The organism is Hymenobacter sp. YC55, from assembly GCF_029433095.1.
In the GTDB taxonomy this organism is placed as follows: Bacteria; Bacteroidota; Bacteroidia; order Cytophagales; family Hymenobacteraceae; genus Hymenobacter.
Genome location: NZ_JARNTX010000012.1, coordinates 74,007 through 96,443 on the forward strand (window position 1 = coordinate 74,007; position 22,437 = coordinate 96,443).

At 56.0% G+C, this 22,437-nt stretch carries 20 protein-coding genes; 9 read left to right on the plus strand and 11 right to left on the minus strand.

Features of this window, described 5'->3' with window-relative positions:
* The 4 genes from P1X16_RS30675 to P1X16_RS30690 all read right to left on the minus strand — a co-directional run bounded on the left by P1X16_RS30675 (nt 1) and on the right by P1X16_RS30690 (nt 5,326).
* Nucleotides 1-1,419, minus strand: coding sequence for a DUF3526 domain-containing protein (locus P1X16_RS30675; protein WP_277236591.1), 1,419 nt, complete (start codon nt 1,417-1,419; stop codon nt 1-3).
* Nucleotides 1,420-1,422: 3 nt separating this feature from the next.
* A complete protein-coding gene (locus P1X16_RS30680; RefSeq protein WP_346771277.1) occupies nt 1,423-2,130 on the minus strand; it encodes an ABC transporter ATP-binding protein in 708 nt (235 codons plus the stop codon).
* A gap of 136 nt (nt 2,131-2,266) precedes the next feature.
* Nucleotides 2,267-4,696, minus strand: a complete 2,430-nt coding sequence (locus tag P1X16_RS30685; protein WP_277236592.1) for a TonB-dependent receptor — start codon at nt 4,694-4,696, stop codon at nt 2,267-2,269.
* A gap of 279 nt (nt 4,697-4,975) precedes the next feature.
* Entirely contained in the window at nt 4,976-5,326 is a 351-nt protein-coding gene (locus P1X16_RS30690) for a hypothetical protein (protein ID WP_277236593.1), read from the minus strand.
* A 245-nt stretch (nt 5,327-5,571) separates the two neighbouring features.
* Here P1X16_RS30690 and P1X16_RS30695 point away from each other — a divergent pair, with 245 nt between their 5' ends.
* Nucleotides 5,572-6,498, plus strand: coding sequence for an AraC family transcriptional regulator (locus tag P1X16_RS30695; RefSeq protein WP_277236594.1), 927 nt, complete (start codon nt 5,572-5,574; stop codon nt 6,496-6,498).
* Between the two features lie 105 nt (nt 6,499-6,603).
* The gene (locus tag P1X16_RS30700) at nt 6,604-7,365 is read left to right on the plus strand and encodes an SDR family oxidoreductase (protein WP_277236595.1); all 762 of its coding nucleotides are present in this window, start codon (nt 6,604-6,606) and stop codon (nt 7,363-7,365) included.
* A 10-nt stretch (nt 7,366-7,375) separates the two neighbouring features.
* Here the strand turns inward: P1X16_RS30700 and P1X16_RS30705 are convergent, their stop codons facing one another.
* Nucleotides 7,376-7,789, minus strand: coding sequence for a helix-turn-helix domain-containing protein (locus P1X16_RS30705; RefSeq protein ID WP_277236596.1), 414 nt, complete (start codon nt 7,787-7,789; stop codon nt 7,376-7,378).
* A gap of 79 nt (nt 7,790-7,868) precedes the next feature.
* Here P1X16_RS30705 and P1X16_RS30710 point away from each other — a divergent pair, with 79 nt between their 5' ends.
* Nucleotides 7,869-8,714 carry an SDR family oxidoreductase gene (locus tag P1X16_RS30710; protein ID WP_277236597.1) on the plus strand — a complete coding sequence of 282 codons (846 nt, stop codon included), beginning with the start codon at nt 7,869-7,871 and terminating at the stop codon, nt 8,712-8,714.
* 144 nt (nt 8,715-8,858) lie between these two features.
* On the opposite strand, the gene P1X16_RS30715 is transcribed toward P1X16_RS30710, so the two are convergent.
* Nucleotides 8,859-9,677 carry a rhamnogalacturonan acetylesterase gene (locus P1X16_RS30715; protein WP_277236598.1) on the minus strand — a complete coding sequence of 273 codons (819 nt, stop codon included), beginning with the start codon at nt 9,675-9,677 and terminating at the stop codon, nt 8,859-8,861.
* A 776-nt stretch (nt 9,678-10,453) separates the two neighbouring features.
* On the opposite strand from P1X16_RS30715, the gene P1X16_RS30720 reads away from it, so the two are divergent.
* The 4 genes from P1X16_RS30720 (at nt 10,454) to P1X16_RS30735 (ending at nt 15,990) form a co-directional block, all read left to right on the plus strand.
* Nucleotides 10,454-11,965, plus strand: coding sequence for an FGGY family carbohydrate kinase (locus tag P1X16_RS30720; RefSeq protein ID WP_277236599.1), 1,512 nt, complete (start codon nt 10,454-10,456; stop codon nt 11,963-11,965).
* A gap of 42 nt (nt 11,966-12,007) precedes the next feature.
* A complete protein-coding gene (xylA, locus tag P1X16_RS30725) occupies nt 12,008-13,336 on the plus strand; it encodes a xylose isomerase (RefSeq protein WP_277236600.1) in 1,329 nt (442 codons plus the stop codon).
* Nucleotides 13,337-13,580: 244 nt separating this feature from the next.
* Nucleotides 13,581-14,573 (plus strand): substrate-binding domain-containing protein, encoded by a 993-nt coding sequence (locus P1X16_RS30730; RefSeq protein WP_277236601.1) that lies wholly within the window; start codon nt 13,581-13,583, stop codon nt 14,571-14,573.
* Between the two features lie 367 nt (nt 14,574-14,940).
* Nucleotides 14,941-15,990 carry a LacI family DNA-binding transcriptional regulator gene (locus P1X16_RS30735; RefSeq protein WP_277236602.1) on the plus strand — a complete coding sequence of 350 codons (1,050 nt, stop codon included), beginning with the start codon at nt 14,941-14,943 and terminating at the stop codon, nt 15,988-15,990.
* A gap of 99 nt (nt 15,991-16,089) precedes the next feature.
* On the opposite strand, the gene arsS is transcribed toward P1X16_RS30735, so the two are convergent.
* From arsS to P1X16_RS30755, 4 genes are all read right to left on the minus strand, one after another.
* On the minus strand, nt 16,090-17,139 hold the full coding sequence (gene arsS, locus P1X16_RS30740; RefSeq protein ID WP_277236603.1) for an arsenosugar biosynthesis radical SAM (seleno)protein ArsS: 1,050 nt from the start codon (nt 17,137-17,139) through the stop codon (nt 16,090-16,092).
* Nucleotides 17,140-17,263: 124 nt separating this feature from the next.
* Nucleotides 17,264-18,160, minus strand: coding sequence for an SDR family oxidoreductase (locus P1X16_RS30745; protein WP_277236604.1), 897 nt, complete (start codon nt 18,158-18,160; stop codon nt 17,264-17,266).
* Entirely contained in the window at nt 18,153-19,151 is a 999-nt protein-coding gene (locus tag P1X16_RS30750) for an NAD-dependent epimerase/dehydratase family protein (RefSeq protein ID WP_277236605.1), read from the minus strand. The genes P1X16_RS30745 and P1X16_RS30750 overlap by 8 nt, the downstream gene beginning before the upstream one ends.
* Nucleotides 19,151-19,843: a TIGR04283 family arsenosugar biosynthesis glycosyltransferase gene (locus P1X16_RS30755; RefSeq protein ID WP_277236606.1), complete on the minus strand. Its 693-nt coding sequence runs from the start codon at nt 19,841-19,843 to the stop codon at nt 19,151-19,153. The genes P1X16_RS30750 and P1X16_RS30755 overlap by 1 nt, the downstream gene beginning before the upstream one ends.
* A 366-nt stretch (nt 19,844-20,209) precedes the next feature.
* Here P1X16_RS30755 and P1X16_RS30760 point away from each other — a divergent pair, with 366 nt between their 5' ends.
* Together P1X16_RS30760 and P1X16_RS30765 are read left to right on the plus strand one after the other, a co-directional pair.
* Nucleotides 20,210-20,998: a DUF547 domain-containing protein gene (locus P1X16_RS30760; RefSeq protein ID WP_277236607.1), complete on the plus strand. Its 789-nt coding sequence runs from the start codon at nt 20,210-20,212 to the stop codon at nt 20,996-20,998.
* A complete protein-coding gene (locus tag P1X16_RS30765) occupies nt 20,988-21,662 on the plus strand; it encodes a DUF6134 family protein (protein WP_277236608.1) in 675 nt (224 codons plus the stop codon). Before P1X16_RS30760 ends, P1X16_RS30765 begins: the two co-directional genes overlap by 11 nt.
* Nucleotides 21,663-21,753: 91 nt before the next feature.
* Here P1X16_RS30765 and P1X16_RS30770 read toward each other — a convergent pair whose 3' ends face one another.
* The gene (locus P1X16_RS30770; RefSeq protein WP_277236609.1) at nt 21,754-22,236 is read right to left on the minus strand and encodes a hypothetical protein; all 483 of its coding nucleotides are present in this window, start codon (nt 22,234-22,236) and stop codon (nt 21,754-21,756) included.
* Between the last annotated feature and the right edge of the window lie 201 nt (nt 22,237-22,437).

Below are 22,437 nucleotides of genomic sequence, written 5' to 3' on the forward strand. Positions count from 1 at the left end.
TCAAGCAACAGGTGTTTTGGAAATCAGGCGCAACCCCAGCCAGCTCAGCAGGCCGGCCCAGAGTAACAGCGCCATAATCGGTAGCAGTAGCTGGGGCAGCACCCAGCGCAGCGGGGGCGCTTGGTAGGTGAAGACGGGCAACTGACGCCAGGTGCTGGCATCGAGGCGGCGTTCCTTGTCGCCGTAGCCCATATCGGCTTGCAGCTGGTTTAGGCGCTGCACTAGGTTGTAGCGGTAGGTTTCGGCGGCCTGCTGGAAGTGCACGTAGTGGGCGAAGTCGGAGCCAGCTAGTCCCATGGACAGCGGACGGATAGCCTGATAAGGATTGAGCAAGCCAGCCCAATCGGAAAGGCGGTTTTGGCGCTCGTAGGTGGCGTTTAGGGCCGCAAAATGCTGCTGGTACACTTTAGCGGAGTACTCCTCGCCCGCTGCCATTTGCAAGCCCGCCAAGCTCACTGGCAGCTTTTCCTCGGTATCGACGCCGTACTTTTTCAGAAGTGCGGCTTTCAATTCCGCCGAGCGTTTGTCCTGCGGGTCGTGGCCGTTGATGCCGTGCTGGGCTTCTTCGTGTACTTCAGCGTCCATTTGCGCTTTGGTAGTAGTGGGGTAAAGCGAAGCGCCCAGGTTGGCCGTGGCTTTGGGCAGGATAATGCACCCCAAAATCCAGAAGCCGAGCAACGTCACGAGGGCCGCTCGAGAGCTGGCCTGCTTAGCAGACACCACCACGGCCCCCACCACAATCAGAAAAAAGTACACCCCGTACCCCAGCACAAACAATGTTAGCCGGGCCACCAAATCAACCCCTGAGCTAAATTCTTCGCCGGTAAACAGCAGGGCCGCCGCCAAGGCCAAGGCCGGCGTTACGACCAGCGCCACGGCTTGGCTATAGCCCCAGATTTTGCCCCAGGCTACTTGTCGCAGCGTTACGCCTTGGCTGAGCAGTAGCTTCAGGGTGCCGGTTTCGCGCTCTTGCGTAAAAGCCCCGAAACACAGGAAGATGATAAGCAGCGGTACGAGCAGTTGCAGTACAAAAGCCACGGTCATCTCGCCAAACCGCAGCAGGGAACCCGACTGCTGGGCCTGGCTGAAATTGACGCTGTTCTGCTGATGAGCCTCTAGATACACGGCGCTGCCCGTAAACGAGTCCACTCCCGTATCCAGCAAGCTCAGCCCCGACTTTGGCCGGAAAGCAAACGAGCCGTAGTGCGCGACCCGGTGCGGATGCCGGGCCGGCTGGTTGCGAAACTGCTCGTTGACGGTGCCTTGGGCCAGCTGCCGCTCTTGCTGCAAAGTGCGGTACGAGGCGCGGCCCACCAGCGTGGCGGCCAGCAGCAAGGCCAGCACTAGTACGCTCAGTACGGCAAACCGCCGGTCGCGCAGCGTACTAACAAACTCCTTCTGGGCAATACTATCCATCATCGGTTAGTGCATGTAGGTGAGGTAGAGTTGCTCCAGCTCCTGGGCATTAAGGGCGGCGGTGGGGCGCACGTCCACCAGCTCCCCTTCCCGCATAATGCCCACGCGGGTTCCCACCTCCTTGGCCCGGAAGATGTCGTGGGTGGCCATGAGCACGGCTGTGCCCTGACTGCTGAGGCGACGCAGCAGCTCGGAAAACTCGTTGGAAGCTTTGGGGTCGAGGCCCGAGGTAGGCTCGTCGAGTAGCAGCACCTTCGCATGCTTGGCCACGGCAATGGCAATGCCCACTTTCTGGCGCATACCCTTAGAGTAAGTGCCCACGCGCCGCCGCACTGCTTCTACTGGTAGACCGGCCTCGGTGAGATACTCCACTAGTTCCGTCGGCGAGTATTTGTAGCCAGCCAGACTGCTGAACAACGCCAGGTTTTCCAGCCCGGTCAGGTGCGGATACAGCATCACCTGCTCGGGAATATACGCCAGATGCTCTTTGATCTTGAGTGGGTTAACTGCCACTTCCAAGCCGTTGACGAAGGCCGCACCCGCCGTGGGTAACACAAAGCCGAGGAAGAGGTTGAGGGTCGTGGATTTGCCCGCGCCGTTCTGGCCGAGCAGGCAAAACACCTCGCCTGGGGCAATCTGCAAATTCAGCCCGCGCAAGGCCAGCTTATCGGCATACTGCTTGCGCAGGTCTTTCGCTTCGAGAATGTAAGTCATTCTTTATTAATAAGTAATGAGCGTCCTACTGCGCTTGCTGAAGCTTTTCTTCGCTCGCACCTCAGAGGTTAGTTTGGTGGTCGAAAGGCTTCAGCAAGTGCAGCCTGCCGACTTTTCGGTTGGGTTCTTCTGCGCCTTAAAAAGCGTAGCCCACGGTGGCCATGAAGTTGCGGGGGGCACCGGGGCTGGCCCGGAAGTAGTCGTAGCCGCCGACGAAGTAGTACTTGTCGAGCAGGTTGTTCATGTTGACGTGAAAGTTGAACTTGCCCTTGGTGTAGAATAGGGCCGCGTCCAGCACCGTGTAGGTCGGCCAGTGCGCCCAGTACAGCTCGCCGGTACTGGTATCCACCACTTGGTTTTCGGTACGCCGACGGCTAACGTAATTACCGCCCACGGCCACGCCTAGCCCGCGCAAAGCCGGCGTCACGAAGGTGTACTTAGTCCAGAGGCCCGCCGAACGTTTGGGGGCGTTAGCCAAGCGCTGGCCGTTTTCTGCCGCCAAATCAGCTTCTAATACCTTGGAGTAATTCAAGGCGTAGTTGGCGTTTAAGCTTAGGTTAGACAAGATGTTGCCAACTAATTCCAGCTCAACTCCGCGGGAGCGGGCCTGGCCATTTTGCCGGTACACCGGTGCCCCATCGGCGGTGAGGGAGCCGGTATTCACTAGCTGGTTGCGCTTGATAATCTGGTACACGGCTACTGTGCCTAGCAGACCTTTGTTGAAAAACTCACCCTTAAGGCCAGTTTCCAGTTGGTAGCTGGTTTCGGGGTCGAAGGCAGTGCTACGGCCGTAGCGCTCCGGGAACCGGATGTATTCGGGCTTAAGGGGGCGGAAGCCGGCACTGTAGGAAGCAAAGTAATTCAGGTTGTCCAGCAAGGCATAGGTCAGGCCGGCGCGAGGCAGCAGCTGACGCTGCCTGATGTTCTTGCTTCCGTCGCCGTAGTCCCGCTCGTCGGCAAACAGTTCGTAGCGTACTCCCAGCAGCAAGCCCAGTCGCTCGGTCACGTCTACTTGGTCTTGCACGTAAAGGCCAGTGGTATGGTACACCGAGTTGATGTAGTCAATAAAGAACTGCGGCAGCGGCCGGCGGATGTACTTCGTAGGATCCTGAATTTCGTAGAGCGGGCTCTTCAAGTCAAACGTCAGTGGCGAGGTTATGCCGTTCACTTGCTTCTGCCGGGCCTCGAACATAGTGCTCTGCGGGTCGGTGTTGTAGCGGATATAGTCCACGCCCGCTACCACCTTGTGCGCCACCGAGCCGGTGGACTGATTGAGCACGAAGTAGGCGGCCAAGTTCTTGGTGTACTCCTCGGCCCGGCGGTCAAAGTAGCGCAAGTTCATCACCGTGTTGGCCGGGGCGTCGGCAAAGGTGTTCAGGGTGCGGTGCTCACTCAGGTCTTCGTGGTAAGTGAAGTCGAGGTACGAGGCGTTGAACGACAGCCAGTCGGTGAATTTATGGTTGAGCGAGGCGTTGAGGTAGTAGGTGCTAGTGCGGAAATAGTCGCTGGGCTGGCTTAGCGAAAACGAGCGGGGCAGCGCGTACAAGTCGCCTCCCCGGATAGGCAGGCCCCGGTCCAGGTAGCCGTCGATGTGGGTGTAAACCAGTTCGGCATTGAGCGTGGTTTTGTCGGTGGGCAGAAAGGTGACGGTGGGCGCTACCATCAGGGAACGAGTGTCGTTGACGGCCCGGAACGTGTTGCTCTTCTCGAAGCCGGCATTGAAGCGGTAAAGCACATTTTTCTGCTCGTTGAGCGGGCCGGTAAGGTCGGTAGTGGCGCGCATGGTGTTGAAGCTGCCCGTCGAAAACGTTAAGGCCTGGCGAGCCACGTCGAGCGGCTTTTTGGTGACCATGTTCACCGTGCCGCCGGGGTTGATGTCGCCGTACAAGGCCGCACCGGGACCTTTCAGCACTTCCACTCGCTCCAAATTAACCGTTAAGGGCGCCTGCGTAAACGAGTTGCCGTAGCTGAAGCCCGAGCGCAGGCCGTTGAGCAGCCGGAAGCCGCTCTCGTAACCGTTGCGGAAGCCGCGAATCGTGAGGTCGTCGTAGTGCGAATACTGCGTGACACCGGCCACGTTCTTCACCACGTCCGGCAGGCGCAGCGCTTGTCGGTCCTCGATCAGCTCCTTGGTTACCGTGGAAATGGACTGCGGCACATCGATGGGGCGGGTAGCCGTTTTGGTGCCCACAAAGCTGTAGTCGCTCTTGTACGTGGTTTCCTTGCGGCCCAGCACTTCCACCTCCTGCAAGGCAGTGGTAGTAGGCTGCAAGGTGAAGTCAACGGTCAGGCTAGAGGCTTCCGAGCTTAGCACCACCGTGCGCCGCACTTCCTGGTGACTTAAACTGCGGGTGATAAGGATATGCTCGCCATAAGGCAAATCCAGCGAAAAGTGCCCGTCGGCCCCGGTCAGCGTTGCAAAGCGCCCGGTTTGCTCTAGAATAGAAATTCCCTCGAGCCCACGCCCGTTTGGGCCGTTGACGTGGCCATCAATGCGGCCCATAGAAGATTGCCCCGCTACCAGCAAAGGCCAGAGCAGCAGCAGACAGATTAAAAGTCGTTGCATGAAAAAGAGGCATGCCCAGGTTAGGCGCTGGAAGCACCGGCCGGGTTGAAGTCAGGAAAAAGAAAGGAATAGCGGCAACCGATGCGTATGGTCGCACCAGGGCCTGAGAAAGCGCTAACTAAGAATTACAGTGACGCTACCTAGTAAGGCAGTGCAAACCATAACAGCCACGGAAATGAAAGCGCGGCTATGGCTACCTCCGTCAAGCCATAGGCACAGGCGCCTAAGCAAGCATCTGTGTTGGGGGGTTGTACAGTGTCCTCTAAAAAAGCAAGATGCTTAAGCGCCGCGAGTTGGTGGCCCACGCAGGGAGGCGCCATCGAGTAGGTGCGAAGCGCGGCATACGGGCGCTTGCGGGCGATACACAGCATACGCTAGCAGGCGCACCGGCTCGTCTAAAGCGACTGGTGCGACTGGTTGAAAGGGAGCGTTATAAAGCTCATCGACGTGGCAGTGCTGGTGCTTCACCGAAAGCTCGGCTTGGTAGCTGGACTTGGTAGCTCGAGCAGCCACAGGCGCATCTTCCGTATGCTGGTGCTGGTGCAGACGCAATACGGCAGCCTCGGGTGAGAACACCCGAATCAGCAGCACAATAAGCCCCCAAGCAATACTTCTACGCCAATTTTGCACTCCACTCTTTGGCTAGTGAGACGCAAATGTAGAAATGAATCTTGGTAATGCATCATTGATGCATTTATAAACCAAGTATACATGCTAGCCCTAATTTTTTGCTGGACCGTGCAAAGCACTGCTCTTCAACCAGCCATTTGCACTCGTCCGCGGCAACGTATCTACTTTTGCCTGTCTTAACTTCGGTGACGAATAGGCTCTTCCAGAGAGCCCACCACCTACTGTAATCTTTAGCAACAGCCGTCATGAAAGCTACTTCGCTCGAGCAATTTTACCAGCGTCTAGCAGCGGCAGTCGGGACGGAACCGCACACGCTCCTACCGCCCGATGGGGAGCGGGCCACCGGGCATTTCAACCTCTTTGACATAGCCGACCAATTCCGGGACTACCCGCAGTTGCCCATGCCCTATGACCGGCGTGCGTACTATAAAATCAGTTTGATCCGGGGCCGGAGCCGGGCCGAGTACGCCAACAAAGTCATTGAACTCGAGCAGAATGCTCTGCTCTTCGCCACGCCCAAGGTACCCTACCACTGGCTACCGCAGGATCCGGCGCAGGCCGGGCGCTTCTGCGTGTTTACCAGCGAGTTTCTGCTACCGGCCAACAGTGGCGTGGTGCTCGACGAACTGCCGCTGTTTCAAGCCAGTGGCTACCCCGTGTTTCAGGTATCGGAGGCAGAATGGGAAGAGCTGGACGCCATTTTCCAGAAGATGGCGCGCGAACTGGCTTCGCCTTACCCTTATAAATACGATTTGCTGCGCGCCTATGTACTGGAGCTCATTCACGCCGGACAAAAGCTGCAGCCTCTCCCCACCCGGCAGCCCGCCCCGACGGCCGCGGCGCGGATTGCCTCGCTCTTTACCGAATTGCTAGAGCGACAGTTTCCGCTTACCACACCGCACCAACAGTTGCAACTGCGCTCGGCCAAAGATTTCGCCGACCGGCTGGCCGTACACGTCAACCACCTCAACAAGGCCTTGAAGCAGCACACGGGCCGCACCACCACCGAACTGATAGCCGCGCGCTACGCCGAGGAAGCCAAGCGCCTGCTGCTGCAACCCACTTGGACCATCACCCAAATTTCCGACAGCTTGGGCTTTGCGGAAGTGGCAGACTTCTCCCACTTTTTCAAGCGTCACACCGCGTTGTCGCCAGCAGCCTTCCGGCAGTAGTGAATTGGATTGAATCGAGCAACAACCGGATTGCTGCGCCCAACTGCCTAACTGGCTGGGTGGGGGACCTTTGCCTACACATTGGTAACCCACTTCAAATCCTGTATGAACACCTCCAAAATTGCCTTAGTTACGGGCGGCAGCCGCGGCATCGGCAAAGACACTGCCTTGAGTTTAGCGAAACAAGGCATCAACATTGTGCTCACGTACCAGAGCAAAGAGTCGGACGCTCAGGCAACCGTCGCCGAAATTCAAGCTTTAGGGCAACAGGCGGTAGCCCTGCAACTCGACACGGCTAACGTGCCAGACTTCGATGCTTTTTACGCGCAACTAACCACAACTTTACTGACAACTTTCGGTGCCAAACGCATCGATTTTCTAATCAACAATGCCGGCTCTGGCTTGTCTGCCTCATTTGCCGACACTACGGAAGCGCAGTTCGATTACATGCTGAACGTGCACTTCAAGGGCGTATTTTTCATGACTCAAAAGGCCTTGCCCCTGCTCCAAGATGGAGGGCGCATCGTGAATATTTCCACCGGCCTTACGCGTAGCACTTTCCCAAACCGGGCGGCCTATGCCAGCGTGAAAGGTGCCATTGAAGTCCTGACCAAGCACCAAGCCCAAGAACTAGGCCCGCGCGGCATCACGGTTAACGTAGTAGCGCCCGGTGCCATCGCCACCGACTTCAGCGGTGGTATCGTGCGCGACAACCCGCAGGTTAATGCCCACATTGCCGAGGCCACGGCCCTGGGCCGGGCCGGCCTGCCTAGCGACATCGGGAGCGTGGTGGCCTTCCTCTGTTCCGATGCAGCCCGTTGGATTACGGGCCAGCGCCTCGAAGTTTCGGGCGGCATGCATTTGTAAGTACTCGGTCTTAACTAGCTAGTTTGCTGTTCCAGTGCTGCTGAACATCAGGAAAGCTAACTTCCACCCAATCAGCGAGGGCCCGCACTTTCTGCGCTGCTTGCTGGCCAAGTGGCGTCAGAGTGTATTCGACATGGGGCGGCACTACGTCGTAGGCTACCCGGTTCACTAAGCCATCGGCTTCCAGCCATTGCAGCGTTTGGGCCAGCATCCTTTCACTAACGCCGTCAATTAAGCGGCGCAACTCGCTGAAGCGGCGGGTTTGGCCGTCTTCCAATACCATTAGGGTCAGCACTCCCCAACGGCTGGTAATATGCTTGAGCACTGTGCGCGAAGGACAAGCCGCCGACAGCAAGTCGCCACGCTGCAGCTTTTCCGTGAGAGTGAATGCCTCTGCGGCCGGAGCAAGAACATCTTTTTTCATACTTACCTTTCTGTACGTACTTACTTTGCGTAAGTATAGCACATACTTTTGTTGCCACCATCATTTAACGGACTACAACATGAGTATTGCTATCACCGGCGCAACGGGCCAGCTAGGCCGCCTTGTCATCGAAAAGCTCAAAGCCACAGTACCTACCGACCAGATTGTAGCCTTGGTGCGCACGCCTGCTAAAGCCGCCGACCTAGGTGTAGAAGCCCGCGAAGCCAATTACAGTCAGCCTGAAACGTTGGTAGCAGCCCTGGCGGGCGTCGATACCTTGCTGCTAATTTCGTCGAGCGAAGTAGGCCAGCGAATCACTCAGCACCGCAACGTTATTGAGGCAGCTAAAAAGGCGGGCGTTCAGCGCATTATCTATACCAGCGTGCTGCACGCCGACAATTCGCCGCTAAGCTTGGCTGAAGAGCACCGTGCTACGGAAGCCGACTTGAAGGCTTCGGGAGTTGCCTATACCTTGCTGCGCAACGGCTGGTACACCGAAAACTATACTGGTTCTATACATGGTGCCGTGGCTGGTGGCGCCTTGCTTGGTAGCGCCAAAGACGGTAAGATTTCCTCGGCCACCCGCGCTGATTTTGCTGACGCTGCGGTAGCGGCTCTCACTGGCCAAGGCCACGAAGGCAAAACGTATGAGTTGGCCGGCGACGAGTCGTACACGCTAACTGAACTGGCCGCTGAAATCTCGCGCCAGACGGGCAAGGATATTCCCTATCGCAACCTGCCGGTAGCCGACTATGCTGCCGCCCTCGCTAGCTTCGGTATTCCGGAAGGCTTTGCGCAAGGTATTGCCAACTGGGACGCCAACGCCGCTGAAGGCGCCTTGTTCGACGAAAGCCACCAGCTTTCGCAGCTTATCGGCCGCCCAACAACACCTTTGGCAACAGCCGTTGCTGATGCGTTGAAGTAAGTTTAATTTCCTAAGGCCAGCGCATGCCGGACCCATCGTTTCACCCCGCATATAGGGTGGAGCGGTGGGTTCTTCATTTAGTTAAGGGTAAGGAATCAGTGCTTTTTATTGATCCTATTGCGGCAGGAAAGTCCGATACTGCTATCAGGGGGTTGTAGGCTGTTCGTCTTTGCCGGCGGGAACAGGCGCTACAGCGTTTTTGGCAGTAGGCTTCGCCAAATGATCGGCAAGCAACGGTAACTTTTGTGCTACCACTTGGCTTACTACCAACTGCGCCATCTTGCGGGCGCCTAGCTCGCTGAAGTGCGTGTTGTCTTGCTTGCCGTAGGGATAATTGGGATGGTCGCCGGGTGCGAGTTGCAAAAACAGCAATTTGCTGTTTTCCTCACCGAACTGCTGCAGTAGCTCGCGGCTCATCTTGTCGAGGTCAATCAGTGGCACTTGGTAGGCTCTAGCCACCTCAATTGTGGTGGCCGAGTACGCCACGTGTGTTTCCTGCTGCTGTCCTTGCTGGTTGAATTTGCGACGCGTGACAGGTGTAATCAGCACTGGGTAAGCTTTTCTACTACGCGTTTCTGTCACAAACTTGATTAGGTTTTTGCGGTAATCAGCAGGCGAAGTGTAACGGTCGGTGTAGTTTTCGGCTTCGTCGTTATGCCCGAATTGGATGAATACGTAGTCCTGGGGCTGTAGCGCATCCACGATAGGCTGCCAACGGTTATCCGTTAGATAAGTACGGGTGCTGCGACCGTTTTGGGCGCGGTTGTGCACGGTTACGGCGGCAGTATCGAAAAAGGTGGCAAGCGGCATTCCCCAGCCAGTTTCAGGAAACACCTGCTGCACTTTTTGCGCGATGGTGGAGTCACCAATCAGGTACAGCCTGATTTTCTTAGGTGGAATAGGTGTCGTGAAAGCCGTCAGCAAGGCGAGCAGCAAGCTCAAACAAGCAATTTTATTGAGCATGACTATAGAGTTAGACTACCCTAGATACAGTGGTTGGTCGTAAGTAATTGATTGCCCTGTCAATACCAGTCTGCTCCTTGTAGTGCCAAGAATAGCCAGTTGCCGTAGGATTTGACGTAAGTCAATAAAAAATTAAACCGCAGTCGAAACGTAGGCAAGCAAAGTGTCACTAGTTACTTCTAAGTGCCAACATCAGCACTATAATGTTATAACCAGAAAAATGAATTCGTTGTATCGGTAACGGTTCCGATGCTATAATGCAAATGGTATTACTCCTTCAACAAGACTCATTATAGAAACTAGCACCGGCATCGTTTCCGGATGAGGTAGTAAAACAAACTATGAACTATTGATAAGCTACAGTTTGCTACTAGCGAATTAAACGTTTTAGCTTGATGAGGACTCCATCAATCGGCGCTTGCTGGCCAATGAATAGCTTATTGTGTTAGCAGTAAGCAATAATAGGTGTCTGCAACAAGTAGATTTTTATTCTCTTACCGCTTAATAATATCCAATCAGACTACTACTGAACAGTAGCAGGCAATAGAGTCTATTGCAAACTTAACTAATCAGGTTACTTAATTCCGGTACCGGTTCCGAATTGCATTTATAGCTAAAAGAAGTTTACCTTGCTCCCCAAACGTGGTGTTTCTTCCTAGACCAGTCCATTATAGCTCCTGAACAGCCCGCTAGCTTCTGCATCCTTTCCCTTACAGCCTCACGCTGTCGGTGGTTTGATTGCTCTAGCAGTAACCAACTCCTAATCACAAAGACCTATGCTTCTCTTAGGAATAGATATCGGTACTTCTTCAGTGAAAGTCTCGGTAGTAGATGCCGAAACGCAGCAATGCCTAGCCGCAATAAGCTACCCCGAAACCGAGCGGGAAATTTTGACCCGGCAGCCCGGTTGGGCCGAGCAACAGCCCTTGCAGTGGTGGCAGGACGCCAAGCAGGCCATCTTGCTGGCCCACGCCACTCAGCGCTATAATCCACAGGACATCGGCGCCATTGGCATTGCTTACCAAATGCACGGCTTGGTGCTAATAGACGAGCAGCATCATGTGCTGCGTGATGCTATTATCTGGTGCGACAGCCGCGCCGTACCCTACGGCGAGCAGGCCTTCCAAGCTATTGGGCCCGAGCAGTGCCTGACGCACTTGCTTAATTCGCCCGGCAACTTTACGGCGGCCAAGCTGGCTTGGGTTAAGGAGCACGAACCGGAAGTGTATCAGCGCATTCACCAAGTGTTGCTACCCGGCGACTTTCTGGCGCTGCAACTCACAGGTGAAGCCACAACCAGCATTTCTGCTTTGTCGGAAGGCATCTTCTGGGACTTCGCCGAAAACGAGTTGTCCGAGGATGTATTCCGCTTTTTCGGTTTCGAGCGCGAACTGATTCCGCCAGTGCGCGCCGTATTTGCCGATCATGGTCACTTACGCGAAATAGTGGCCGAAGAGCTTGGGCTGCGCGTCGGCATACCCGTCACTTACAAAGCCGGCGACCAGCCCAACAACGCCTTGTCGCTGAACGTGCTGCGCCCAGGCGAAGTAGCTGCTACAGCTGGTACCAGCGGCGTAATCTACGCCGTCACCGACGAGCTGTTTGTCGATGCCCAGTCGCGCGTCAATGCCTTTGCCCACGTAAACCATGCGCCCGAGTTGCCGCGGCTAGGTGTGCTGCTGTGCATCAACGGCGCTGGCAGCATGAACCGTTGGGTGAAGCAGACAGTTGGGCACGAACTAAGCTACCCCGAAGTAAACCAGCGCGCGGCTGGTGTACCGGCGGGTTCCGAAGGGCTGCTGTGCTTGCCGTTTGGCAACGGGGTAGAGCGCATGTTGGCCAATGAGGCAGTAGGCGCGCACTTCCTGAACTTAGATCTGAACGTGCACACCCCTGCTCACCTGTTGCGGGCGGTGCAGGAAGGCGTGGCTTTCGCGTTTCGCTACGGGCTCGACATCATGCGCGAAAATGGGCTTCACCCGACCGTCGTCAAAGCCGGCAAAACCAACATGTTCTTGAGCGAGCTTTTCGGTCAGGTTTTCGTCAACGTTACCGGGCTGGCGGTGGAGCTTTACCAAACCGACGGCAGCGTGGGTGCAGCACTCGGGGCCGGTATTGGCGCCGGTCAATACGCCTCACCCGACGACGCATTCCGCCATATGCAACGCTTGCAACTGCTAGAACCTAACGCCGAAGCCTCTGCCTACGAGCAAACCTATCAGCGGTGGAAAGCAGCCCTGCTTTCATACCTGCACTCCACCCCAGAGCCGGCGCCTAGCCAAGCCTAGCTGTCTTATTTGCTTGCCTTTTACCTTTCCACATACACGCTCATGAGTTCTGTTCTCGACCAAAAAACGCTTTTTAGCGCCATTCCCCAGATAAAGTTTGAGGGAGTGGATAGTGACAACCCGCTGGCTTTCCGCTGGTACGACGAAAGCCGCGTGGTAGCAGGCAAGCCCATGAAGGAATGGCTGCGCTTCGCCGGGGCCTATTGGCACTCGTTCAATGGCTCCGGGGCCGACCCTTTCGGTGAAGCCACCCACCTCTTCCCCTGGGATGCGGCGGCCGACCCAATTGCGCGCGCTAAAGCCAAGATGGATGCTGCCTTCGAGTTCATGAGCAAGCTCAGCCTTCCGTACTACTGCTTCCATGATGTAGACGTGGTGGACTACACCAACGACGTGGCCGACAACGAGCGGCGCCTGCAAACCATGGTGGAGTACGCCAAGCAGAAGCAGCAGGAAACGGGCATCAAGCTGCTCTGGGGCACTGCCAACTTGTTCTCGCACCGTCGCTACATGAACGGGGCCAGCACCAACCCCGACTTCCATGTGCTCACGCACGGCGCAGCGCAAGTGAAAGCCGCCTTGGACGCCACCATTGCCCTTGGTGGTGAGAACTACGTATTCTGGGGTGGGCGCGAAGGCTACATGACCCTGCTCAACACCAACATGAAGCGCGAGCAGGAGCACTTTGCGAAGTTTCTGCACACGGCCAAGGACTATGCTCGCCGCCAGGGCTTCACGGGCACGTTCTTTATCGAGCCTAAGCCCATGGAACCTACCAAGCATCAGTACGACTACGACGCAGCTACCGTCATCGGCTTCCTGCGCCAGTACGACCTGCTCGATGATTTCAAACTGAACCTAGAGGTAAACCATGCCACGCTGGCGGGCCATACCTTCCAGCACGAGTTGCAAGTGGCCGCCGATGCAGGGTTGCTCGGTTCCATCGATGCCAACCGCGGCGACTACCAGAACGGCTGGGACACCGACCAGTTTCCCAACGACATCTACGAGCTAACCGAGTCCATGCTCGTAATTTTGGAGGCCGGTGGGCTACAAGGCGGCGGCATCAACTTCGACGCCAAGATTCGCCGCAACTCCACCGACGTGCAGGACTTGTTCTACGCCCACGTTGGCGGCATGGACATCTTCGCCCGAGCCCTGATTACGGCCGACAACATTTTGCAGAAGTCGGATTACCGCCAGCTCCGTCAGCAGCGCTACGCTTCTTTCGATTCGGGCGCTGGCCAAGCCTTCGAGCAGGGCCAGCTCACGTTGGAGCAGCTGCGCGACTACGCCGCCGAGAACGGCGAGCCGGCTACCATCAGCGGCCGTCAGGAGTACCTGGAGAACTTGCTTAACCGCTTTATCTAAGTGGTGCGGGGCAGGCGGCATTCACTTGGTGCTGCCACCTGCCCCCAACCGCTATTGCCGTTAGGTGGCTTTGCCTACGGGCGAAGCATTTCGCTTTTCTAGCGGCAATTGTTGGGCGGGCTAGTCCTGATCAGAAGACTAGTTTGAAAGGTAGGCCTGGCTGTGTTTCTGTTTCGCGTGAATTCAACAACTATACCCCACCCCGCTGCTTTCACAGGACCCGATGAATAACCTAGCCCTTTCTTTGCATCACGCAAACGATTCGCCTGCCGGCGTTCAAAGCTTCGGCGAAAGCAAAACTCTTGCGGTCTTCATCCCGGAAGTGCCCAATCATTTCTTTTCGTTGGCCTTGAAGGGCATCGAGGAAATGGCCCGCAGCTACCACTACCAGGTGTTGGTTTACCTCATTTCCGAGGCCAGCCAGCCCGAATTAGCTGTGGAGCGCTTGCTGGCTAGCGGCCGCGTCGACGGGGTGCTGGTATCGGCAGCGGCTGGCCCTTCCGCATTGGAGCACCTGCGAAAGCTACAGGAGCGCAACTTGCCCATCTTGTTTTTCGACGACGTGTATGAGGAGTTGGAAACCGCGAAAGCTTCGACCGACGACTACGAAGGCAGCTACCGGGCAACCAGTCATCTTGTGCAGATGGGCTGCCGCCATATTGTGCATGTAGCGTTACCACAAAACCTGTTGAGTGGCCGCCGGCGCTTGCAAGGCTACCGCGATGCGCTAACGGATTGTGGTCTGTTATTCTATGACGACTTGGTACTGACCACCAAAAGCGACCAAACGAAAGATGTTGCCCAGATTCAGTACTTGCTGCAAAGCCGACCCTATATCGACGGCATTGTAGCGGCCTCGGAAAACGCCATGACCAATAGTTACGCGGCATGCCACACTCTAGGCCGGGCTATACCCCAGGATGTTAAGGTGGTTGGTTTTCCCGCGCTGAAGATGGCTACGGCAATTGATGCTGCGTCTACTACCAGTAAGCAGCCCACATACGCTACGGGCATAGAAGCTACCCGCCTGCTGCTACTAGCTCTTTCCACCAACCAGCGCGTATCAACCAGTGAGAAAGCAGTCCCGGAACGCGAGCTGTCAATCAATGAATACCAAGGCTGTCAGCTCGGCGTAGTTCACTCACATACGGACCAGCATAGCGCACTGGCTAGAAGGCAAACTATTCCGTTGAACACCCAAGTGAGAGCCGATCATATGCTAGGCCAAGCTGGCTAAAGCAACTAGTCTTATGTCTTGCTGCATGTGCTGGACAGCGCAGTCAGAAAACAAAGAAGGTGGCTCGATTCAGCCACCTTCTTTGTTTTCTGACTGCGCTGACAAGGGCCAGACTTACTTATTAGCCGCGAATATGCGTGCTGCATGACACCACCCTTTACCAGCCAACTCCTACTTTTACGAATAGCACTTCCATTGTGCCCCTTGCGACGATCAGCAGGTTGAAGCTCGATTTCTTTAGTAGCGTACTCTCCCGTTTTCGCTCCTAATAAGCTGTTATCGTTGTTAGGCAAGCTTACTTATCTTGCGTGTCCAACTGCTGCGTTGGCAAACCACCTAACCCTACCTGATCTTCTTTTGCTTTTTCATGGCTAAGGCAAACAAGCGCATTTCTATTGCCGATCTTGCAAAAGAACTAGGGCTAGCGAAATCCACGGTTTCGCGGGCGCTCAACAACGCCGTTGATGTGAGCGAAGCCACCAAAGCGCAGGTCAGGGCACTGGTGGAAAAGCTGAACTACCAGCCCAACGATTTGGCGGCGGCTCTGCGCCGGGGGCGCAGCAATGTGCTTGGCGTGATTGTGCCCCACATCAATGGTGCCTTTTTTCCGGCTGTCGTTCATGGCATCGAGGAAGGAGCCAGCAAAGCGGGCTTCAACGTAATGATTTGCCAATCGACAGAAGACGTTGAGCGCGAAAGAAAGCACGTGCGGACTCTGCTCAAGGCCCAAGTCGATGGCATCATGGTTTCCATGTCTAACACCACCCGCGAGTACGCACACTTCGAGCGGGTGCGCAGCCACGGCACCCCGCTGGTGTTTTTTGACCGCATGCCCAGTATGCCCGATGTATGCGGAGTGGTGGTCGACGATTACCGCGGGGCTTACCAGGTAATGGAGCACCTGATTGGGCAGGGTTGTCGCCGAATTGCGCACCTAGCCGGGCCGCAGCTTATTAATACCACCTATAACCGGTTCCGGGCATACCAGGACGCGCTGCAAGCCCACGGCCTACCCTACGACGAGAACTTGGTCGTTCACCTTAGCAGTTCGAGCACGGCCGCTGGTCGGGCCGCCATGCACCAGCTTCTGCAGCTTAAGGAGCGGCCCGACGCCGTATTTTCAGCCTATGATTTCCCTGCCGGCGGGGCTTTGCAGCTACTAGAAGAGGAGGGTATCCGCGTACCCGAAGAAATTGCTTTAGTTGGCTTCAGCAACGAGCCGTTTACGGCTATGGTTAAGCCGCGCCTAACCTCGGTCGATCAGCGGGGCAAGCTGATGGGCGAAGCAGCAGTCCAACTCGTGTTGCAGTTGCTCAAGCGTACCGATTCTTTTACCGGACAAAAAGTGGTGCTCAAGCCCAAACTCGTAGTTCGGGACTCCTCCCTGCACGGTCAGTTAGCTACCGACCGGCACTAGTAGCTTACCAGTTAGCAAGTTGCAGTACGCAACCCGAACCGCGGCGCGCACTATCAACGAACGGAAAGCGGTAAACCGAAAGGCAGCAACGCTAGTCTGCTACGCCACGGTGCCGCCGCAGCTAGACCCAGCCCCGGCTGTGCAGCCATAGCAATGCTGGTTCACAACCACGGCCCGCTCACTCAGGGTCGTCACGTCGAAGTCGCGGATGTGTTGCACCGGGCTAGCCACGTGCAGATCCAACATCTGGTTGAAGTCGCAGTCGTAGAGGCCACCGTCCCAGCCCACCGAAATCGTAGAGCGGCACATCACCCCTGCCGCCGCCGCCGGGTTGAAGGCATTAACTAGCTTTTCCATGTAGCCGGCGTAGTTGCCCGACTCTATCAGGTAGTCCAGGTAGCGGCTCACCGGAATGTTGGTAATGGCAAACAGGTCGTTGAAGACAATACCAAATTCTTTGAGCAGCACCCGCTTGAATTGATCCTGCAAGCCTTTCTGCCCACCTGGCAAAAACGCGCCAGCAGGATTGTACACCAAATTCAGCACCAAGCCCGACCCAGGCTGCCCGTAGCCAACGGCATTCAGCATCTTCAGCGCCCGTATTGAGTCCTCGAACACGCCGTCGCCACGCTGCCGGTTGGTTTTTTCGGCACTATAGAACGGTAGAGAGCTAACTACTTCCACCCCGTGCTGCTTAAAGAACTCGGGCAGGTCGTAATACTTTTTATTGGCTACGATGATGGTCAGGTTGCAGCGCACAATAACGTGGCGCCCGAGCCCACGAATTTGCTCCACAAACCAGCGAAAGTTAGGATTCATTTCGGGGGCTCCACCCGTCAAGTCTACCGTCGGAATATCGGTTTGGGCCAGCGCATCCAAACAGAGCTGCATAGTTTCACGGGTCATGATTTCCTTGCGGTCGGGGCCAGCATCAACGTGGCAGTGCCGACACACCTGATTGCACATCTTGCCCACGTTGATTTGCAGCACGGTAGGCGCCACCGGGGTCAGGGGAAATAAGCTGGCCCCGCGCAGTTTCTCGTGAAATAGCGGCAGGTGCAGCGTGTCTGCCACTTCCCGCCGCAGCACCGTAAGTTGAAAAGCGGAGTCAGCCAAATCGTGGCCGGTGGCCTTGAGGGATTTTGTCATCAGGTTGAAATCAAAAGCAGTCGGGTCTGGTTGGCAGGAGCGGCCCGTGGTGGAAGGAGTTGAAGCGTGGCGGCAAACTAGCAGACATACGAAAAGGAGATGTTTGCCGATTTAGGTTCCGCGCTCATTCGTAGAAATGCCGCAGCCGGCGAATAGTGGTCAGTACTATCCAGTCGCCGAGCCGTGGGAAATAGGTGTGTACGAGCACAATGAGCTGACCTAAGGCAGAAATAACTGTCCGCTGCCGCCGCCGCCGGATATGGCGCAGAATAATGCGCGCCACTTCCGTCTGCGACTTTTGCCAGCGCGGCGGACGGTGGGCAATGGGCACGGGTAAACCGGCCGCATCGAGTACGCGCTTATCGGTGTCGTTTTGGGTGAAGCCAATATGCACCACACCAAAATGAATGCCGGTGTGGGCCAGCTCTAACCGCAGCGTATGGGCCAAGTTGGCCACGGCTGCCTTGCCGGCGCAGTAGGCCGAGCCGCTAGGCATACCGTTGAGTGCCGAAATTGAGGAGATAAATGTGACACTGCCCCGTGTGCGCGTCAGGTAAGGCAGCGCAGCCTTAAGTGGGTACACCGTGCCGTATACGTTGCTGTCGAGCACCTGGCGAAACACGTCGGGAGCCATATCGGCAAAATACGCCCGCTGGGAGATGCTAGCATTGGTGACCAAGATATCGAGTTGCCCAAACGCCCGAATAGCCGTATCAATCAGTACCTCACAAGCCCCGTAGTCGGTCACATCGGCCACGCAACTGGTTACGACAAAGCCCGCGGCCTCGAATTCCTGCCGGGTCTGGTCCAGCCGTTCGGCGTTGCGGCCGTTGAGTACCACGGCTGCCCCTTGCTGGCATAAGCTCCGGGCCGTTTCCCGCCCAATTCCTGATTCCGAGCCGGTGACGATGGCTACTTGGCCTGCAAATACGCCGGCACCCACCCGAGCAACGGGGCCGCTGGTGCGCGCAGACCTTGCGGACGGGGTAGTTACGGCAGACTCCGGCTGGGCATCATACATACTGATGAACTTTAAACCAATGGAAGGCTTCCGAAACGGCCGTTTCCAAGGCAGTTTGGGGCAGAGCCAGCTCAGTGCGGGCCTTATGCACGTTGAAATAGTGGCCGTCGTTGGCCACGGCCGTCATGGCAGCGTTTACTTGGCCAGGACGCCCGGTCAGCCAAGCTTTCAGGCTGCAGTATTCCCCGTACAACTGCGTAAGGCCCGCCGGCAATGGCCAGCGCGGCGCCTGAACTCCCATCACCCTTGCCATTAGCGCAAAGGCTTCGCGGTAGCTTAGGTTCTGGTTGCCTAGGATATAGGATTCCCCCACGCGGCCCTGCACAAGGGCGTTCACCGTGGCAACAGCCACGTCGCGGACGTGCACGTAATTTTTTCCGCCGGGTGGATAGCCGGGCAGTTGGCCGCGGTAGAGTTCGAGCAGCAAGGCGTTGGAAGTAGGTTTGGCATCACCTGGGCCCAACATAAACGTAGGATGCACCAGTACGGCGGGTAGTTGCTCTTGCGCTACGGCGCGCAGCACCAAGTCGGTGGCCGCACGCTTGCTGTCCATGTAGTCGAGGCCATAGTGTTTGCCAGCGTAAGGCCGGGTTTCGTCGCCGGGGTGCTGCTGGCTGCCGAAGCCAAAAACATTGGCTGTACCCACGTATACAAAGCGGGCAACGCCGGCTTTCCGGACCATACGCAATACATTCTCGGTGCCTGCCAGGTTCACAACCCCTATCTGCGGGTGGCGAGCCGGATTTACTTGGGCCAGCGCCGCTGCATGAATGATGGCCGCGCATCCAACAGCAAAGTTCTGCATTTCGGGAAAATTGGTTGGCCTTCCCAGGTCAGCCTCACAATAGCTTACGCCCCATTCTGCCGGGAAGGCCGCCCCGGTGCCTGGCCGCACCAACGCCCGTACGCCGTAGCCCCGGTGCAGCAATTCCTGCACGAGGTGGCGACCCAAAAAGCCGCCGGCACCGGTTACGAGCACGGTTTCGGGCATCAGCGGTAGTTGAGCATGGCCTTGTAGGTGCGGGCAATGCGGGTGGGCGCCACCCGGAGGAAGAACAACGAAAAGGCCGTCAGGTTGGCCACCTGTACCCGCAGCCAGCTGTTGGTTTCGTACTTGCGGGCCGACACCACCACGTCCTGGGGCACAATAAGAAAGCGCGCCTGCCGACGAATGCGTTGGATGATGTCGAAGTCTTCCATGATGACGTAATACTCGTCGAAGCCCTGCAGGCGCCAGAATAAGTCGCGGGTCACAAACAAGGTTTGGTCGCCGCCGCGGCTCATAATGCCTCTAAACCGGGTGCCGAAGCTGTTGAGGCGTAGCAGCGGGTGCTTGGAGTCAAACCGAAACCGGTAACAACCCGCCTCGTAGCCTTGCGCAACCGCCTGTTGAATAGTAGCCACGTACTCGGGATGAATACCGACGTCGGCGTGCACAAAGTATAGAATGTCGCCGCTGGCCTGGCGGGCGCCGTAGTTCATCTGGGCCGCGCGGCCAGCCTTAGGAGCGCGTAATACGGTGGCGCCAGCCACCCGGGCTAGCTCCATGGTGTTGTCGGAACTACCAGCATCCACGACCAGTATTTCCACTGTACCAGCAGCATCATAATGACGCAGTTGCTGGATCAAGCTTGCAATGCTGCCGGCTTCATTATACGTAGGTATAATTACGCTCACCTTCATAAGACGGTACGATAGGAAAACACAAGTTCCTGATTTTTGTCATATTGAAAAGCATTTCAGCTTAAACTTAACTGCATCGTCAAGAATGAGCTAAAAGCAACTAAGCGACGGACAAAGTGAGAGCCTATACACTGAAGGGGTGTAAGTTGAACTATCCCGCTTTATCATTCGCACCTTCGTCTAGAGCAGTGTTGCTATAAAAAGAAACGAATTTCGTTAAGCTCAACAGTGCAAGAAAGAAGAGCATCAGTTATAACCTACATTCTTTAACCTTACGAAATGCTAGGAGCTTAAAGATTGCCTAAGCCCCCAATCTCTCCTATCTGCTGCAGCCGTATATGTTCTTGATTGAGCTTGAATATGAAGATGTACACTTTCTGTTTTGCTTACTTAGCTGCAGTGGTCTTGGCAACGGGACCGATTATTGATCGGCCAGCACTAGCCGCGGCGGGTCCAACTACGGCGCCCGTAGCGGAACCGGTAGACCACAGCGCCTTTGATAAGCTGTTGAAAAAGTATGTCAACGACCAAGGGTTAGTTAACTACAAAGCTTGGAAAAACGACCAAGCAGCTTTCAACCAGTACTTGGCCCTGCTAAGCAAGAATCCGCCTACCGCCAGTTGGAGTAAGGCCGAGCAGATGGCTTACTGGATCAACGCGTACAACGCCTACACCATCCGCCTGATTCTCGACCACTACCCGGTGCAGAGCATCAAGGACATTGGCACCAAAATTCAGATTCCCTTCGTGACTACGCCCTGGGCGGCCAAGTTCTTCACGATTGGGGGCACCAAGATGAGCTTGGACAACATCGAACACGGCACGCTGCGCAAAAAGTATAACGACCCCCGTATCCACTTCGCGCTGGTGTGCGCGTCCATCTCGTGCCCCCGGCTGCGCAACGAAGCCTACACCGCCGCCAAACTCGACAGCCAGCTCGACGAACAGGGCCGTGACTTCTTGCGCAATCCAAATAAGAACAAGCCTGGCAAGACCAGCGCCCAACTCTCCAAGTACTTCGACTGGTATAAAGGCGACTGGACTGCCAATGGTCAAACGGTTGTGGGGTGGGTGAACAAGTATGCCGCCACCAAACTAGACAACACTGCCAAAATCAGTTACCTCGATTACAACTGGAGCTTGAATGAGCAGTAGCAACGCCTCGGGGCGTCATGTTGCATTCATGAACGTACGACTGGCTTGGCTGCGACTGGCCATACTGGTTAGTGCCTTGCTAGCCAATTCTGCAGCGGCAGTCCAAGCGCAAAGCCAATCAACCTCGCAAACCCGGCGCTACGCTATTGAAGTGGCCGGTCTGCGCGTCGGCACGATGACTGCTACTCGTCAACTTGGGGCGAGCAGTGAGGTGGTTACTACCCTCACCAGTGATGTGCAAGTGAATTTCTTGCTTTATCACTTGAAAATCTACTACCAGGTTATCAATCGGTTTCGAGGCGGGCAACTACTGCTTTCTACCGTCGAAGCCCACACCAACCAAGGCAACTTTGCCTCGCGTACTGAATGGAAAGCAGACCACTACGATATTGTAGCCGATCAGTACAAGCACCACTACCGCGCCATCGAGCTGCAACCTATTACCTACACCGTCACCGACCAATTCTTCAACGAACCCGGCCGTCATTCCCGAGCCTTCGCCGAGTATTTCGGTGACTATTTCACCCTCACTCCTACTGCCCCAAGCACGTACCGCGCGTTGCGTGATGGGCGGGAAGACGAATACCGCTACGCAAACGGACAGTTGGTCACTATCATAAAGAAGAACCCGCTGAAAAACTTTGTAATCCGGCTGCTCCCATAAGCAGGTCCTAGCCGCTGCGAAGCCACTTCTCGGTATAGTGTCTTACACTCTCTCTCAGTGACTTTGCTGCTTTCAACCTGGTAATTTCACCCTAAGCTGGTGACTCTGATGCCGTGGGTTCGCCAACGGCTTGAAGTTCAACTTCGAAGTAGCAATCCCAAAAGCCATTGTCGAGCCGATATACATTGACGCGGTGCAGCAGCCCCGTGCGCGGGTGCCGTTCTTTTACTTGCCCACGCCAGATAACCCGGCCAGCCTGATTCGCCGGGACAGGTTGCACTGGCTGCCCGATAGCATAAGTGAACGGCGAAGGTGCCCAACTCTGTACGGGTTGTTCAACTGCCTCTGGCTCGTTAAGTAAAGGCTTGCTTGCCTCAACTGCGGCTGGCGCACTGCAAGCTTCTTCGTGCCAAGCTAGCAACTCCCCACACGTTGGGCATAAAGCCGCCACTACGTCGTCGGCCGTTTCGCTGGCCTCGTTGCTTCCGTAAGCCAGCGTATCAACGTCATCTATTTCTTGTTCTACAACAGGATCTAAGACGAGGGTTTGCGGATTTTTTCTTCTGACAGCCATTGCCAACCAAGTAAATGTTTTAGCTAAAATAGCTAGCACTAACTGTTTTGGCAAACCAACACCATTTATCTAATTTTTCATCGGCAGCCTAGTGCGCTCATTTTACTGGTTTTGCAGGACCAAGTAAATAGCGTCACCCGGGCATGATATCATCATGGCCCGGGCTGTTTAGCCTTTTACTTTTCCGCTTCGTGCGTCTGC

What these genes read in the sequence shown, in the direction of transcription:
- P1X16_RS30675 (WP_277236591.1), bottom strand. Translation starts at nt 1,419, where the DNA reads ATGATGGATAGTATTGCCCAGAAGGAGTTTGTTAGTACGCTGCGCGAC.
- P1X16_RS30680 (WP_346771277.1), bottom strand. Translation starts at nt 2,130, where the DNA reads ATGACTTACATTCTCGAAGCGAAAGACCTGCGCAAGCAGTATGCCGAT.
- P1X16_RS30685 (WP_277236592.1), bottom strand. Translation starts at nt 4,696, where the DNA reads ATGCAACGACTTTTAATCTGTCTGCTGCTGCTCTGGCCTTTGCTGGTA.
- P1X16_RS30695 (WP_277236594.1), top strand. Translation starts at nt 5,572, where the DNA reads ATGAAAGCTACTTCGCTCGAGCAATTTTACCAGCGTCTAGCAGCGGCA.
- P1X16_RS30700 (WP_277236595.1), top strand. Translation starts at nt 6,604, where the DNA reads ATGAACACCTCCAAAATTGCCTTAGTTACGGGCGGCAGCCGCGGCATC.
- P1X16_RS30705 (WP_277236596.1), bottom strand. Translation starts at nt 7,789, where the DNA reads ATGAAAAAAGATGTTCTTGCTCCGGCCGCAGAGGCATTCACTCTCACG.
- P1X16_RS30710 (WP_277236597.1), top strand. Translation starts at nt 7,869, where the DNA reads ATGAGTATTGCTATCACCGGCGCAACGGGCCAGCTAGGCCGCCTTGTC.
- P1X16_RS30715 (WP_277236598.1), bottom strand. Translation starts at nt 9,677, where the DNA reads ATGCTCAATAAAATTGCTTGTTTGAGCTTGCTGCTCGCCTTGCTGACG.
- P1X16_RS30720 (WP_277236599.1), top strand. Translation starts at nt 10,454, where the DNA reads ATGCTTCTCTTAGGAATAGATATCGGTACTTCTTCAGTGAAAGTCTCG.
- xylA (WP_277236600.1), top strand. Translation starts at nt 12,008, where the DNA reads ATGAGTTCTGTTCTCGACCAAAAAACGCTTTTTAGCGCCATTCCCCAG.
- P1X16_RS30735 (WP_277236602.1), top strand. Translation starts at nt 14,941, where the DNA reads ATGGCTAAGGCAAACAAGCGCATTTCTATTGCCGATCTTGCAAAAGAA.
- arsS (WP_277236603.1), bottom strand. Translation starts at nt 17,139, where the DNA reads ATGACAAAATCCCTCAAGGCCACCGGCCACGATTTGGCTGACTCCGCT.
- P1X16_RS30745 (WP_277236604.1), bottom strand. Translation starts at nt 18,160, where the DNA reads ATGTATGATGCCCAGCCGGAGTCTGCCGTAACTACCCCGTCCGCAAGG.
- P1X16_RS30750 (WP_277236605.1), bottom strand. Translation starts at nt 19,151, where the DNA reads ATGCCCGAAACCGTGCTCGTAACCGGTGCCGGCGGCTTTTTGGGTCGC.
- P1X16_RS30755 (WP_277236606.1), bottom strand. Translation starts at nt 19,843, where the DNA reads ATGAAGGTGAGCGTAATTATACCTACGTATAATGAAGCCGGCAGCATT.
- P1X16_RS30760 (WP_277236607.1), top strand. Translation starts at nt 20,210, where the DNA reads ATGTACACTTTCTGTTTTGCTTACTTAGCTGCAGTGGTCTTGGCAACG.
- P1X16_RS30765 (WP_277236608.1), top strand. Translation starts at nt 20,988, where the DNA reads ATGAGCAGTAGCAACGCCTCGGGGCGTCATGTTGCATTCATGAACGTA.
- P1X16_RS30770 (WP_277236609.1), bottom strand. Translation starts at nt 22,236, where the DNA reads ATGGCTGTCAGAAGAAAAAATCCGCAAACCCTCGTCTTAGATCCTGTT.